Source organism: Pseudoalteromonas nanhaiensis (genome assembly GCF_051235485.1).
Lineage (GTDB): Bacteria > Pseudomonadota > Gammaproteobacteria > Enterobacterales > Alteromonadaceae > Pseudoalteromonas > Pseudoalteromonas lipolytica_C.
Map to the genome: position 1 here is coordinate 390,516 of NZ_JBPNYQ010000001.1, position 14,475 is coordinate 404,990.

Below are 14,475 nucleotides of genomic sequence, written 5' to 3' on the forward strand. Positions count from 1 at the left end.
CCGCGAAGGAGTGTTCAATGCGGGTTTTTCAATTCGCCTTGTTATGTTTGGCATTATTTATTCAGTACCGTTTGTGGTTTGGCCATAATGGAGTGCAAGATTACACTCGTTTAAAACAAGCCGTAGCATCACATCAAGATACGAATGCTAAATTATTAAAACGTAATACGGTACTAAAAGCCGACATTAAAGATTTAAAGCTTGGTCAAGAGGGTATTGAAGAACGAGCGCGTAACGAATTAGGAATGATTAAACCTGGTGAAACCTTTATTCGAGTATTACCAGGTCAGCAGTATAATGAACAATAAACAAATTATTACCGCAATTGTTCCCGCTGCGGGAGTAGGGAGTCGAATGCAACATTCGGCGCCTAAACAATATATCGAGCTTGCGGGTAAAACTATTTTAGAGCATACCTTAAGCAAGCTTGCTGAGCTTGAATGCCTTAATACCATAAAAGTCGCTATTAGTGATGATGATGGCTATTTTGCCGATTTACCGTATATAGATGCGCGAATTGAACGTGTGAGTGGTGGTAAAGAACGCGCCGATTCAGTGCTAAACGCCTTGCTATCACTTGCTGACAACCCACCTGACTGGGTACTTGTTCACGATGCGGCAAGGCCGTTAGTGTGCTTGGCAGATATTCAGCGTTTAATCGCTGAATGTACTGCTGCCAATGAAGGCGGTATTTTGGCATCAAAAGTAAAAGACACCATAAAGCGCGGCTATACCCACAGTGAGCAAACAGTGCCACGTGACGATTTATGGCAGGCGCTAACCCCTCAGTTTTTCCCTTACAAATTGCTGACCGATGCGCTATCAAATGCCCTTCAAAGTGGTGTGACTATTACTGATGAGGCATCTGCAATTGAATGGGCCAAACAGCCTGTTAAGCTGGTTGCTGGTCGCAGTGATAATATTAAAATCACCACCCCTGAAGATTTAGATTTAGCAGCATTTTTATTGCAAAAACAACAAAACGAGAGTACCTCATGATTCGAATTGGCCATGGCTTTGATGTACACAAATTTGGTGGCGAAGGGCCACTGGTGATTTGTGGTGAAAAAATTGATTATCCACAAGGCTTTTTAGCGCATTCTGATGGTGATGTGGCAATTCATGCTTTATGCGATGCAATATTAGGTGCACTTGCAATGGGCGATATTGGCAAGCACTTCCCTGATACTGCGAGCGAATACGAAAATATTGATAGCCGAATTTTGCTACGCCACGTGGTTGGGCTTGCTAAAGAGCAAGGTTACGTTCTTGGCAATGCCGATGTCACGATTGTTGCTCAAGCCCCCAAAATGTTGCCACATATTCAAGCAATGCGTGAAAACTTATGCCAAGACCTTGAAGCAGATATTTCACAAGTGAATGTAAAAGCAACAACTACAGAGAAGTTGGGCTTTGAAGGTCGTAAAGAAGGTATCTCAAGCCATGCTGTTGTAATTATGAGAAAACAAGATTGATGAGTGAACTAAATTACCTTTACGGCAAACCTCTTTCGAAAGCTGATTTTAAAACCACTGCCGAAGATTTTATGGTTGATGAAGACTTGGGCATTGAGTTTACAGGCTCTGGTGAGCATGTCTGCTTACAAGTGGTAAAAAAAGGTGAAAACACTCAGTTTGTTGCTAAACGTATTGCTGAAAAAGCCGGTGTTTCCCCGCGTGATGTGAGTTATGCGGGCTTAAAAGACCGTCATGGTGTATGTACACAATGGTTTAGTGTGCCAGTGCCAATTAAAAAGCATATTGAATTTAGTGAACTGAATAACGAGCAGTTTTTTGTTATTTCGCAACAGCGCCACAATCGCAAACTCAGAACCGGCTGCCATAAAGGCAACCGCTTCACCATCACTTTACGTAATGTGACTGAACCACTGGATATTTTATGCCGTATTAACGCGGTGCGTGCCGGTGTGCCTAATTACTTTGGTGAACAACGCTTTGGTCATGGTGGGCACAACCTTGAAATGGCAAAACGCATGTTTGCCGGAGAGCGTATTCGCGACAAAAAATTACGAGGTTTAGTGATCTCTGCAGCGCGCTCTTATGTGTTTAATGAAATTGTGAGCTTGCGCGTTGCTGAACATGGCCTTGCGAAAACCATGCACCGCGAAGTATTTATGTTAAGTGGCAGCAATGCCTTTTTTGAAGATAACATTAGCGACGATAATATTGCCCGCTTAGCGTCTGGCGATATCGTGATGTCGGCCCCTATGGTTGGTAAAGGTGAAAAAGGCCTTACCGAGGCCGAAAAAACGTGGCTCGAACCTTATCAGTCTTGGATAGCTGGCCTTAGCGAACTTGGTCTTAAAAACGAGCGTAGAATGTTACGCTTGATCCCAGATTCATTAGCGGTTGAAACCCTAGACGAGACAACATTAAAGCTGAGCTTTGGGTTACCAAAAGGGTGTTTTGCCACAGCCTTGTTGCGTGAGCTGGTGGACTATCAAGATGCCAGCCCAAAAGAACAAAAACAAAAGGATGCGTAGATGAAAATTTTATTAAGTAATGATGATGGTGTAAATGCAAAAGGGATCGCAGTTTTATATCAAGCCCTGACCCAAATTGCTGATGTGACACTTGTTGCACCTGATCGTAATTGCAGTGGTGCAAGTAATTCATTGACCTTAATGAATCCACTGCGTGCAACAACCTTAGAAAATGGTTTTATTTCCATTAATGGCACGCCAACTGATTGTGTGCACCTTGGTGTCAATGAGTTAATGGATGAGCAGCCGGATCTTGTGGTTGCAGGCATTAATCATGGTGCCAACCTAGGTGATGATACTTTGTATTCAGGCACTGTTGCTGCTGCAACCGAGGGCCGCCATTTAGGGCTTCCGGCTATCGCCGTATCTTTGTGTTCTAAAGAAGGGGATCATTTTGAAACCGCCGCCGCTGTTGCTGTGAGTATCATTAAAGAATTAGCTTCGCACCCGTTACCAAAAGATCAAATTATCAATCTAAACGTACCTGACGTGCCACTTGTTGAATTAAAAGGCGTGAAAGTAACACGCTTAGGAGCACGCCATAAAGCCGAAACCATGACTAAACAGCAAGATCCATGGGGTCGCGATATATACTGGTATGGTACCTTGGGTGCTGAAAGTGATGCAGGGGAAGGCACTGATTTTTATGCCATTAATAATGGCTACGCATCAGTCACACCACTTAGTGTTGATATGACGGCTAAAGAAAGCCTACAAGCCGTTGATAGCTGGTTAGCAAATATGGAGATTAATGGTGCTGACTAATTATAATCGCAGTGCACTTGCATTAGCTGAATTATTAAAGCGCGAGGGTGTCGAAGACAGTGTCGTGCTAGAGGCAATTGCAACAACGCCTCGCCATATCTTTGTTGATGATGTTTTACAGCATAAAGCCTATCAAAATACCGCATTACCAATTGGTCAAGGGCAAACTATTTCGCAGCCTTACATTGTTGCACGTATGACAGAGTTACTTCGTTTAGCTGGGGTTCGCGATAAAGTGCTTGAGATAGGCACTGGGTCTGGCTACCAAACAGCGATTTTAGCTAAAACCTTCACCAAAGTGTGCTCAGTTGAGCGCATTAAAGCACTACAGTGGCAAGCGAAGCGCCGCTTACATAAGCTTGATTTATACAATGTCACCATGAAGCATGGCGATGGCTGGCAAGGATGGCAGTCACAAGCGCCCTTTGAGGGGATCATTGTCACTGCTGCGGCAGCAACAATGCCGCACGGATTACTTGAACAACTTGCTGATGGTGGCGTGATGATTGCACCCATTGGTGAGCAAGATCAGCAATTAATGATGGTTGTTAGAAATGGCGACACATTTACAGAACATAAAGTTGCACCAGTGAGATTTGTACCTTTGGTGCCTGGTGATATTGAATAGGACCTAATACTTTGAAGTTGTTTACTAAGTTATATGATATGGCGCTTGTATGGGCTAAACACCGACATGCTGAGCGTTATTTAGCAGGGATGAGTTTTGCTGAATCTGTTTTTTTTCCGGTGCCGCCTGATGTCATGCTAGCACCGATGTCGCTTGCACAGCCAGATAAAGCATGGCGCTTTGCCAGTTTTACCACCACTGCTTCTGTGGTTGGTGGTATTTTAGGTTATTTACTTGGCTTTTGGTTATTCGAACCAGTCGTTGAACCTCTTATTGCGCAAATGGGTTGGCAAGCTAAATTTGATACAGCCCTAAGCTGGTTTGAGAATTACGGTGTTTGGGTGGTTTTCTTAGCTGGATTTTCGCCTATCCCCTATAAGGTATTTACCATAGGCGCAGGTCTAATGCAGATGGCATTTTTGCCATTTTTACTTGCTTCTGCTGTTGGTCGTGGGGCACGTTTCTTTCTTGTTTCGGCACTAATGAAATGGGGTGGAGTTAAAATGGAGCAAAAATTACGTCAATATGTTGAAGCCCTTGGCTGGGGATTGGTTGTTTTAGTGGTGGTTGCGTACTTTTTACTACGATAAGCCATAAAACCATTAGTTAGTACGATAAGGAGCATTTTACGATGAGCAGGCAGATAACAGTCTATGTTACTTTGTTTACTAGTATTTTGCTCTTTGGCTGTACGTCTCGCGAAGCACCCGCTCCGGTCAGTAGTTTAGATAATCATGTAAAGCCGACGACGCGCAAAGTAAATATCACAGGCTCAAAATACACAGTGAAAAAGGGTGATACTTTATATTCAATTGCCTTTAGTTCTCAACGAGATTTTCGAACCCTCGCAAAAATAAACAATATTCCAGCACCTTACACTATCTTTCCCGGCCAACGTATCTTGATTACAAAGCAGGAACAAAAACACAAAAAGGCGAAAAAATATACGAATTCGAGTAAAAAGTCTACTTTTTCCACACAAAAAAATAACAAAAAATTAAAGAAAGAGCTTGATCAGCCAAAACAACGAGAGTATGTTCAGAAACAGGCCAACAAAATAATTAGTGACAAAAACGGTAATTCTAATTCTAAAGTTGTATGGAGCTGGCCGGCTAAGGGCAAGGTCACGCGACGCTTTTCTAATAAAGAAAACGGCTTTAAAGGGTTACAGATCACTAACAAAGAGGGGGCTTCTGTTTTAGCTGCTGCACACGGAACTGTGGTATACGCGGGTAACGCGTTGCGAGGTTACGGTAATTTAATTATTTTGAAACATAATGATGATTACCTAAGTGCTTACGCGCATAATTCAACGTTGCTTGTAAAGGAAAAACAGGAAGTAAAGGCAGGGCAGAAAATAGCAGAAATGGGCAGTTCAGACTCTTCGGTTACGGCTTTGAGATTTGAAATTCGTTATCGGGGTCAAGCAGTCAATCCTGCTAAGTATCTACCTTAGCCATTAGGGTATTGATAAAAGTGATTTAGCTCAATCACATATTTGCTCGGGAGGACGCTTATGGGTCACACAGCAAAACTAGAGAAAACAACTGACGCGATTGACGATAAATTTGATGACACGGTAGTCGAAGATGATGCTTCTGAACTATTAGAAGAAGTTGATAACGAAGAAGATATATTTGCAAAAGACGAAGTTGCTAAAAACTTAGATGCAACCCAGCTGTATTTAGGTGAAATTGGTTTTTCTCCACTATTAAGTGCAGAAGAAGAAGTATTTTTTGCTCGCAAAGCATTGAAAGGCTGTGAAGCCTCTCTCAAGCGAATGATTGAAAGTAATTTACGTCTAGTAGTGAAAATTGCCCGCCGTTATAACAATCGTGGCCTTGCACTACTTGACCTTATTGAAGAAGGTAATCTAGGCCTTATCCGAGCTGTTGAAAAATTTGACCCAGAACGTGGTTTTCGCTTTTCAACCTATGCAACATGGTGGATCCGTCAAACCATTGAACGCGCCATCATGAACCAAACACGTACAATTCGTTTACCAATTCACGTAATTAAAGAACTAAATGTGTATTTAAGAACTGCACGTGAACTAACCCAGAAGTTAGACCACGAACCAACCGCAGAAGAAATTGCAGAGTGCTTAGATAAGCCGGTTGAAGACGTGACTAAAATGCTGCGTTTAAATGAAAAGATAACTTCAGTTGACACTCCTATTGGTGGTGAAAACGATAAAGCTCTGCTTGATATCATAGCCGATGAAAAAGGCTCTGGTCCTGAGGGAGAAGTACAAAATAACGACATTAACAAACACATTGTTGATTGGTTAGGTGAGTTAAACCCTAAACAACGCGAAGTACTCGCTCGACGTTTTGGTTTACTCGGTTATGAGCCATCAACTTTAGAAGATGTTGGTCGTGAAATTGGCTTAACACGTGAGCGTGTAAGACAAATTCAGGTGGAAGCACTACGTCGCTTAAAAGACATATTGCAACATGAAGGTTTAAGCACTGATAGCTTATTTGACCAATTCACCTGATATATAGCAAATTAGACAACAATACATAGGCTTTAGGGTCTAGAACACACAAAAAAGCTGACATTGCGTCAGCTTTTTTTATATCTATGTTATACCTACAGTAAATCTTTTAATTGATACAGTAGTTGGTGTGCTTGTCTTGGCGTTAGGCTGTCTGGATCAAGCTGTTTTAAGGTTAATTCAAGCTCAGACGGTTCATCATCAAAACTTAATGTTTGCTGTTGCTGCTCAATGGGGGCCGTGACAGGTTGGTGGTTTTCGAGCATTTTTAGCTTTTGTTTGGCTTGTTGGATCACCGCTTTTGGAACACCGGCCAAGGCAGCAACTTGTAGGCCAAAGCTTTTGCTTGCTGCGCCTTCAAGCACAGTATGCATAAAGGCAATGGTGTCGTTATGCTCAATGGCATCTAAATGCACATTTACCAACCCTGTTTTTTGTTCGGCCAGCTCTGTTAACTCAAAATAGTGAGTTGCAAATAAGGTTTTAGCGGCAATTTTTGAAGCTAAATAGTCAGCTGTTGCATAGGCTAGTGATAAACCATCATAGGTCGAAGTACCGCGACCAATTTCATCCATTAGCACCAGTGATTGTGCTGTGGCGTTATTTAAAATAGTTGCCGTTTCTGTCATCTCAACCATGAAAGTTGAACGCCCTGATGCTAAATCATCGCTTGCCCCAATACGTGTAAAGATACGGTCAATATTTCCGATTTCAGCACTATCTGCAGGCACATAAGAGCCAATGTGTGCCATTAGCACGATAAGTGCAGTTTGACGCATATAGGTTGATTTACCACCCATATTTGGACCTGTGATAATCAACATTTTACGGTCGTTATTAAGCTCCACTGGGTTGGCAATAAACGGGTCTTTCATTACCTGTTCAACCACCGGGTGGCGACCTTGTTTAATACTGATGTTATCGTTATCGCACAGTGTTGGCTTAGCATAATTAAGCGCTTGTGCTCGTTCTGCCAAATTGTTTAAAACATCTAAATCAGCCAGTACGGCAGCCATAGTTTGTAACTGTTCAATGTGCGGAGCAATAAATTCGAACAGTTGCTCGTAAAGCTGTTTTTCAAGCGCAAGTGCTTTTGATTGGCTACCAAGTACTTTATCTTCATGCTCTTTTAGCTCAGGGATAATATAACGCTCATTGTTTTTTAGCGTTTGGCGACGAATATAATCTGCAGGCACTAAATGAGAATTGGCGCGGCTTACTTCAATAAAAAAGCCATGCACTTTGTTGTAGCCAATTTTTAAAGTGCTAATGCCAGTGCGCTCTCGCTCACGCTCTTCAAGCTTTTCAAGAATATCGGTTGCACCTTGGCTTAGTGCACGCCATTCATCAAGCTCACTATTATAGCCCGGTGCAATAACGCCACCATCACGGATAAGTACTGGTGGGGTTTCGATTACAGCACGTTCGAGTAAATCTTGTAGTTCAGGTAACTGTTGCGACTGAGCAATGATTTGGCTAATACGTGGGTCATTAGCATCCATCAGTAATTCGTGTAGTGGTGCTAGTGCTTGCAGTGCACTACGCAGGCGCGTTAAATCACGTGGTCTTGCGGTACAAAGTGCTAAACGGGCGATGACACGTTCAATGTCACCAATTTGTTTTAACGACTCTTGCAGTTCACCACATAATTGCGCATCAATAATGGCGCTAATAGCGTTGAGTCGAGAGTTGAGCTCTGTTTTACTGCGCACCGGTGTATGAATACGGCGTTTTAATAAGCGAGAACCCATCGCTGTCGCCGTTTTATCAAGTACTTGCGCAAGGGTATTTTCATAACCACCCGATAAGTTAACGGTAAGTTCAAGATTTTTACGGGTGGCTGCATCTAAGATCACTGCATGTTCGTTTTGCTCAAGGGTAATGGCACGAATATGCGGCAGGGCAATGCGCTGCGTATCTTTTACGTATTGCATTAAACAGCCCGCAGCCACTAAAGCGGCATGTGCTTTGTCTACACCAAAACCAACCAGATCTTTAGTGCCAAATTGGTCGCACAGTAAATGCTGCGCAGTATCTAGATCGAATTCCCATTCAGGGCGACGACGTGCACCTTTAATGTGCTCAATTAAGTGCACATTCGCAAAGGTTTCACTATAAAGTAACTCTGCCGGTGCTAAACGCTGTAATGTTGAGCTAAATGCTTCATCAGTATTAACTTCTAATACATTGAATCGACCAGAGTTTATATCAAGATAGGCAACTCCATATAAGCCTTGCTTGTTTTGCCAAACACTGGTCAGAAGGTTGTCTTGGCGCTCTTGTAGTAACGCTTCGTCAGAAATTGTGCCAGGGGTAACAATACGCACAACTTTACGTTCCACAGGGCCTTTGCTGGTGGCGGGGTCGCCAATTTGCTCGCAAATAGCTACTGATTCACCCATTTGTACAAGGCGAGCTAGGTAGTTTTCAACGGCATGATAAGGCACACCTGCCATTGGTATTGGATCACCACCGGCTTTACCGCGATGAGTTTGAGAAATATCAAGAAGTTGCGCTGCACGTTTAGCGTCATCAAAGAAAAGTTCGTAAAAATCGCCCATACGATAAAACAATAGAATATCCCGATGCTCGGCTTTTATTTTTAGATACTGCTGCATCATAGGGGTTTGTTGTTTTATAGTGTGCGGTGCATAAAGATCAAACGACATGTATTTACCCAAAGGCTGAATATGGAATTACATCAAGAGATTAAAACACTTGCTGCGAAATTAGGAGCTATTTTAACGGATAAACGCTTATGGATCACTACCGCAGAATCATGCACTGGTGGTGGCGTTAGTTATGCGTTAACTGATACCCCCGGCAGTTCGAATTATATTGACCGTGCGTTTGTTACTTATAGCAATCAAGCAAAACAGCAATTAATAGGTGTTAGTGAGCAAACATTAAACAATTTTGGTGCTGTCAGTGAGCAAACCGTGCTTGAAATGGCATCGGGTGCTGCAAAAGCTGCAAACGCAGATATTGCAATTGCTATCTCAGGGATTGCAGGCCCCGGTGGTGGAACACTGGATAAACCTGTAGGGCTGGTATGGTTTTGTATTCATTTTGCCGGAAAAAACTACCCAAGCGAACAGGTTTTCTCAGGAGATAGAGCTGAAGTTAGACTGCAAGCTATTGTTTATTCATTAAAAACTGTAATTGAATTGATAAAATCAGAAAATTAGCTTGATACTGTGATTTCATACAGTATACTGTCTGCATTAGCCGGATTTGGAGAACAGAATGAACGATAACAAACAAAAAGCCTTAGATGCTGCTTTATCACAAATTGAGCGTCAATTTGGTAAAGGCTCAATTATGAAACTGGGCGACAACAAAGCCCTAGACATTGAAGCTATCTCAACAGGTTCACTAGGTATCGATATCGCATTAGGTATTGGTGGTTTACCTACGGGCCGTATTGTTGAAGTGTATGGTCCTGAATCATCAGGTAAAACAACGCTTACTTTACAAGTTATCGCTGAAGCTCAAAAGCAAGGTAAAACCTGTGCATTCGTAGATGCTGAGCACGCTCTGGATCCTGTATACGCTCAAAAACTGGGTGTAAACATTGACGAATTACTTGTTTCTCAACCAGATACTGGTGAGCAAGCATTAGAAATTTGTGACATGTTAGTTCGTTCAAGTGCTGTTGATGTTGTGATTGTCGACTCGGTAGCTGCTTTAACACCTAAAGCTGAAATCGAAGGCGACATGGGTGATTCACACATGGGCTTACAAGCTCGCTTAATGTCACAAGCACTACGTAAGCTTACAGGTAACATCAAGCGTTCAAATACGCTGTGTATTTTCATCAACCAAATCCGTATGAAAATTGGTGTTATGTTTGGTAACCCAGAAACAACAACCGGTGGTAACGCGCTTAAATTCTACGCTTCAGTACGTATTGATATTCGTCGTATTGGTTCAGTAAAAGAAGGCGACGAGGTTGTTGGTAACGAAACCCGCGTGAAAGTTGTTAAGAACAAGGTTGCGCCGCCGTTTAAACAAGCTGAATTTATCATCATGTATGGTGAAGGTATTTCTAAGCAAGGTGAGCTAATCGACTTAGGTGTTAAGCATAAGATTGTTGAAAAATCAGGTGCTTGGTACAGCTACAATGGCAATAAAGTTGGTCAAGGTAAGGCAAACTCAATTAAGTTCTTAAAAGATAACCCTGAGATCGCAGATGAGATCGAAGGTAAGTTACGTGAGATGCTATTACTACAGGCAACTGTACAACCAGAAGATGGTGAAGATGCAGGCCTAATAGCTGAAGACGAGCTATAAACACTACTAAAGAGTACAGTTAAGCGTGATTTGACCCGCACTTAACACAAAAAAGACCGCTACATTGTTAGCGGTTTTTTTATGGGTGCTTATATTTTATATCGCGTTTAATCACTAGATTGTTGGCGGTATTCTGTGGTTGCGTGTAGCTTTCAGCTGTCAGAACACGCGATAGTGACTGTAACTTTCCCTTTTCTAACTTTACTCTTGCAACTCTTTCATGAAAAAGCCGCAGATGATGCGGCTTTTCAGTACTTAAGCTTTAAACTTCTAGCTCAAAGCTTATAACTGCCAGTTGAAAGACACTGAGTAGTTACGTGGTGCGCCGTAATAGCCTTGTGCCCAGAACAGGCTATGAAGATATTTTTCATTAGTGACGTTGTTGATATTAAGGTTAACACTTACATTATCATTGATGTCATAAGTCGCCATTAGATTTAATAAGCCATAAGCATCTTGCGTTGTGGTAATGAGAGGGGCATTAGTATCAGCATCACGAATTTGTACACGCTTGGTGTCGTCTTGCCATTGATAATTTAAGCCAAAAGTTAAGCCATCAACTTCAGGTACTTTGTGTGTTACAGCAAGTTTGAATTGATTTTCTGGTGTGTAGTCTTTAACTAGGTCATCACCATCAATATTTAAATTACTGTAACTGAAACTCGCACTCAAGGTATCGTTAATTTGACCGCTTAATTCTACCTCAAAACCATCACTGTTTATGCCATCAGCACCATAATAACGTGTATCATCAGGAAGTGAACCTGGCACGGCAACAGCAAGACCTTCCTGTTTAGCATCAAAATAGGCAAGAGTAACAAATAAGTTATCATCAAGTAGCTGTGCTTTTACACCAATCTCGCTGCTTTTACCTGTGATTGGGTCTAAGTAATCGCCATTGATGTCACGTTCAGTTTGTGGCACAAAGGTTTCAGTGTAGCTTGCGTAAGTTGATAAGCTTTCGTTGATATCGTACACAGCACCGAAGTAAGGCACAGTTTGCTCACTGTCTTTATCTTTTGCTTTACCATATGACTCGCCCTCTGTTTCCCAGTTTACTTGGCTTACACCAGCTAAAATACTGAAAGCATCTGTGGCACGGATACGTGTTGAAATATACGCAGAACGTTGACGGCTGGTGATATCAGCACCTGTTAAACCATCAGTAAGTGTTGGCACTGGCGCAACACCATTCCACCCACCTAGCTCCGGCATTGCAGGGAAGCCATTACCAGTCGTGTAGTCATACAGTGATTTATCTTTGTAATCAATATCTGCTTGGTTTACGCCAAAAGATAGGTCATGTTCCATACCAAATAAATCAAATTTACCCGTTGCGTAAATATCTAAAATGTCGTGCTTATCTTTGTGGTCATATTCACTTGCGTAACCTGTTAAGCCAAGACCTGTTTCTCTGTCTGGGGTACCGTAAACATAGAAAAGTTCTGAGTCTTGCTCATTTTCTAAGTGTGCGTAGCTTGCTTTTAAGAACCAAGTATTGGTAATTGCTTGCTCAATTGATAAGAACAACTGCTCTGTTGTGTTATTCCAATATGACCAATCAGACGCTGTGCTAGTTGAGGTATCAAAGTTTGTTGCAGTACCATCGCTATAATAAAGCGGTAGCGCGCCCCAAAGTGGGCTGTCGGCATCTTTCTTTTGATTTACATAGTTAGCAGTTACAACTGTGCTATCAGTAAGCTGACCTTCGTAGGCTAGGTAATAAATTGTTTTATCTTGCTCGTAACGGTCAAGGTATGACTCTGTTTTGTGCTTGGTGAATACAGCACGCACTGCATGGTTTTCGTTGAGAGCAGTTGATGCATCAAGCTCTAGACGTTTGTTATCCCATGAACCATACGATACAGATGCATTTACTTGTGTTTGGTAAGTAGGGCGCTTTAGAACCATGTTGACGGTTGCAGATGGGTTACCAGCACCTGTCATTAAACCGTTGGCACCACGTACAATTTCAACACTATCAAAAATAGAGGTATCTAGAGTACCTTGTATTGAACCGTTATCTTGTGGCATACCCATGCCATTAACTTGGAAGTTGGTGATCTCAAAACCACGGGCTTTAAAATAAGTACGGTCAGTTTCGATTTGTTCAACAGTCACACCAGGAGTGCTTTCTAATACGGCATTTAGGTTATCGAGGGAGAAATCATCCATTAATGCACGTGAAACAACAGAGATTGACTGTGGTGTTTCTTTAATTGTTAGTCCTAACTTAGTTGCTGACTGTGCTTCTTCGGTGATGTAATTTTTATGATGCTGGCCATAAACAGCTATTTTTTCAATAGCTTGTTCTTCTTTTTGTTGTTCAGCTAAAGCGTGTCCACTAAGTAGTGCTGAGGTCACTAGGCTTAACTGCGATAAGCGCAAAAATTTTGTTGATGACATGCAAAGTTCCAATTAGTTCAATTAATAATGAAATTAACGCGTAATCTAAACTAAATGAGAACGATTTGCAATTAAGTTTTTGTAGGGCTTGAAATGTTTTTAAAAATGCAACGCAGGAGAATCCAAACGCTTGATAAAAAAAAAGCGGCCGAAGCCGCTTCAGGAAGTAAAACTTTTAACTTTAAAACACGTATTTTGCAGAAAATTGCAGACGATCCATATCGCCATCAGTACCACTTTCAAGCTCACGTTCTGCATGTTTGAATTCAACCCCAAAAGTCAATTTTTTAACTGGTGAATACAATAGGTTAGCGCTAAAGCTTTGGCTTGTCTTTGTTGGGTCTATAGACATAGCTAATAAGTCAGTATTGTTATCAGCAGAGAAGAATGAATACAGGAAGGTTGAGCGCCATTGGCTGCTCCAGTTTTGTTGATAAGCAATAAAGCCAGATGTTGAATCAATCGCATCAAGATCATCGCCATCAAGTACTGCACCATGAGCAACATTTAAACCAACATAGCGGCCTAAACCAGAACCTTGTGTAAGCATAAATTTAAGATTATTTTCACCAAAATTTACTTTACCTGATGCGCTGATACCAAACGATGATGTATCCGCATCAATGCCATTTTGTTTATAAGTAAGCTGGCGTGCCAGACCTGTTACAACAAGCTCACCCCAATCAGCCTTATGGGCATAACGTGCTGTAAAGTCAGGCATTGAGGCATCATCAGTCGCCACACGAGCACCACCTACAGTGACTGTGCTTTCAGGGTTTTCAACAGAGAATGACCAGTTACCTGTTGTGTAGCGAATTTGTGCTTGGCGAGCAAACACTGTACCTTCTGCTGGGCCAACAAAGTCTAAGGTTTCAGGAAGGGCGCCAACGTTTTGGAAGTTTGACCAAGCTTGACCAAATAACCATCCATCATAAGTTACAAATGCTTGGCGTATACGCGGTGCATATGAGTTTGTAACACGCTCATTTCCACCTGGTGCAGAAGCAAGGAAATCGATTTCTATTTTGGTTTTAATTGTTTTCCCATCATCTAATTTAGTTGCTGTGCCTAGGCTAAATCGAGACTGGCGAGCATGCATATCAAAGACAGCATCACTGTCGCTGTCTGCGCCCACGGGTGTTGTACTTGGGACATAGAAGTCACGGCCAATGCTGCCACCGGCTGGTACACCTGCAGAGTAATCACTCCACATCGCATCTAGTTTTACATAGCCACCATAAGAAACGTCGGTGTTACCAATGGTTGCAGCGTTAGCGGTACCTGCAAGTGCACATAAAACAGCCGAAGCTGTCAGTGTTTTTAATGCGGTTACTTTTGTTGTTGTCATAATGTGTATTCCTGTCGAAGCTACTTGTTGAT

At 42.1% G+C, this 14,475-nt stretch carries 14 protein-coding genes; 11 read left to right on the forward strand and 3 right to left on the reverse strand.

Translation table 11 applies throughout. The annotated features are described in order from the left end of the window. Nucleotides 1-17 precede the first annotated feature (17 nt). From ftsB to rpoS, 9 genes are read left to right on the forward strand one after another with little or no spacing between them, the layout of a single operon-like run. Nucleotides 18-308 (forward strand): cell division protein FtsB, encoded by a 291-nt coding sequence (gene ftsB, locus ACSFVZ_RS01755; protein ID WP_135926019.1) that lies wholly within the window; start codon nt 18-20, stop codon nt 306-308. Further along, on the forward strand, nt 298-999 hold the full coding sequence (gene ispD / locus ACSFVZ_RS01760; RefSeq protein ID WP_281546404.1) for a 2-C-methyl-D-erythritol 4-phosphate cytidylyltransferase: 702 nt from the start codon (nt 298-300) through the stop codon (nt 997-999). The genes ftsB and ispD overlap by 11 nt, the downstream gene beginning before the upstream one ends. Continuing rightward, nucleotides 996-1,475, forward strand: a complete 480-nt coding sequence (gene ispF / locus ACSFVZ_RS01765; RefSeq protein WP_135926017.1) for a 2-C-methyl-D-erythritol 2,4-cyclodiphosphate synthase — start codon at nt 996-998, stop codon at nt 1,473-1,475. Before ispD ends, ispF begins: the two co-directional genes overlap by 4 nt. After that, nucleotides 1,475-2,503 (forward strand): tRNA pseudouridine(13) synthase TruD, encoded by a 1,029-nt coding sequence (gene truD / locus ACSFVZ_RS01770; protein WP_135926016.1) that lies wholly within the window; start codon nt 1,475-1,477, stop codon nt 2,501-2,503. Before ispF ends, truD begins: the two co-directional genes overlap by 1 nt. Then, nucleotides 2,504-3,268 (forward strand): 5'/3'-nucleotidase SurE, encoded by a 765-nt coding sequence (gene surE / locus ACSFVZ_RS01775; RefSeq protein WP_199526305.1) that lies wholly within the window; start codon nt 2,504-2,506, stop codon nt 3,266-3,268. It abuts the gene before it with no gap. After that, nucleotides 3,258-3,896 carry a protein-L-isoaspartate(D-aspartate) O-methyltransferase gene (locus ACSFVZ_RS01780; RefSeq protein ID WP_135926014.1) on the forward strand — a complete coding sequence of 213 codons (639 nt, stop codon included), beginning with the start codon at nt 3,258-3,260 and terminating at the stop codon, nt 3,894-3,896. Before surE ends, ACSFVZ_RS01780 begins: the two co-directional genes overlap by 11 nt. Before the next feature lie 11 nt (nt 3,897-3,907). Beyond that, nucleotides 3,908-4,486 (forward strand): YqaA family protein, encoded by a 579-nt coding sequence (locus ACSFVZ_RS01785; protein WP_281546403.1) that lies wholly within the window; start codon nt 3,908-3,910, stop codon nt 4,484-4,486. Nucleotides 4,487-4,527: 41 nt separating this feature from the next. Next, a complete protein-coding gene (locus tag ACSFVZ_RS01790; RefSeq protein WP_138558393.1) occupies nt 4,528-5,352 on the forward strand; it encodes a peptidoglycan DD-metalloendopeptidase family protein in 825 nt (274 codons plus the stop codon). Nucleotides 5,353-5,412: 60 nt separating this feature from the next. Then, entirely contained in the window at nt 5,413-6,396 is a 984-nt protein-coding gene (gene rpoS, locus ACSFVZ_RS01795; RefSeq protein WP_435557968.1) for an RNA polymerase sigma factor RpoS, read from the forward strand. Between the two features lie 95 nt (nt 6,397-6,491). On the opposite strand, the gene mutS is transcribed toward rpoS, so the two are convergent. Next, entirely contained in the window at nt 6,492-9,065 is a 2,574-nt protein-coding gene (gene mutS, locus ACSFVZ_RS01800) for a DNA mismatch repair protein MutS (RefSeq protein ID WP_135926010.1), read from the reverse strand. Between the two features lie 21 nt (nt 9,066-9,086). Here mutS and ACSFVZ_RS01805 point away from each other — a divergent pair, with 21 nt between their 5' ends. Both ACSFVZ_RS01805 and recA read left to right on the forward strand, forming a co-directional pair. Beyond that, the gene (locus ACSFVZ_RS01805; protein ID WP_138558391.1) at nt 9,087-9,584 is read left to right on the forward strand and encodes a CinA family protein; all 498 of its coding nucleotides are present in this window, start codon (nt 9,087-9,089) and stop codon (nt 9,582-9,584) included. Nucleotides 9,585-9,642: 58 nt separating this feature from the next. After that, complete coding sequence (gene recA, locus ACSFVZ_RS01810) at nt 9,643-10,689, forward strand: recombinase RecA (RefSeq protein ID WP_135926008.1); 1,047 nt, start codon at nt 9,643-9,645, stop codon at nt 10,687-10,689. A 282-nt stretch (nt 10,690-10,971) separates the two neighbouring features. Here recA and ACSFVZ_RS01815 read toward each other — a convergent pair whose 3' ends face one another. Together ACSFVZ_RS01815 and ACSFVZ_RS01820 are read right to left on the reverse strand one after the other, a co-directional pair. Next, nucleotides 10,972-13,095 carry a TonB-dependent siderophore receptor gene (locus ACSFVZ_RS01815; protein WP_281546401.1) on the reverse strand — a complete coding sequence of 708 codons (2,124 nt, stop codon included), beginning with the start codon at nt 13,093-13,095 and terminating at the stop codon, nt 10,972-10,974. Between the two features lie 181 nt (nt 13,096-13,276). After that, nucleotides 13,277-14,443: a DcaP family trimeric outer membrane transporter gene (locus ACSFVZ_RS01820; RefSeq protein ID WP_135926006.1), complete on the reverse strand. Its 1,167-nt coding sequence runs from the start codon at nt 14,441-14,443 to the stop codon at nt 13,277-13,279. Nucleotides 14,444-14,475 lie beyond the last annotated feature (32 nt).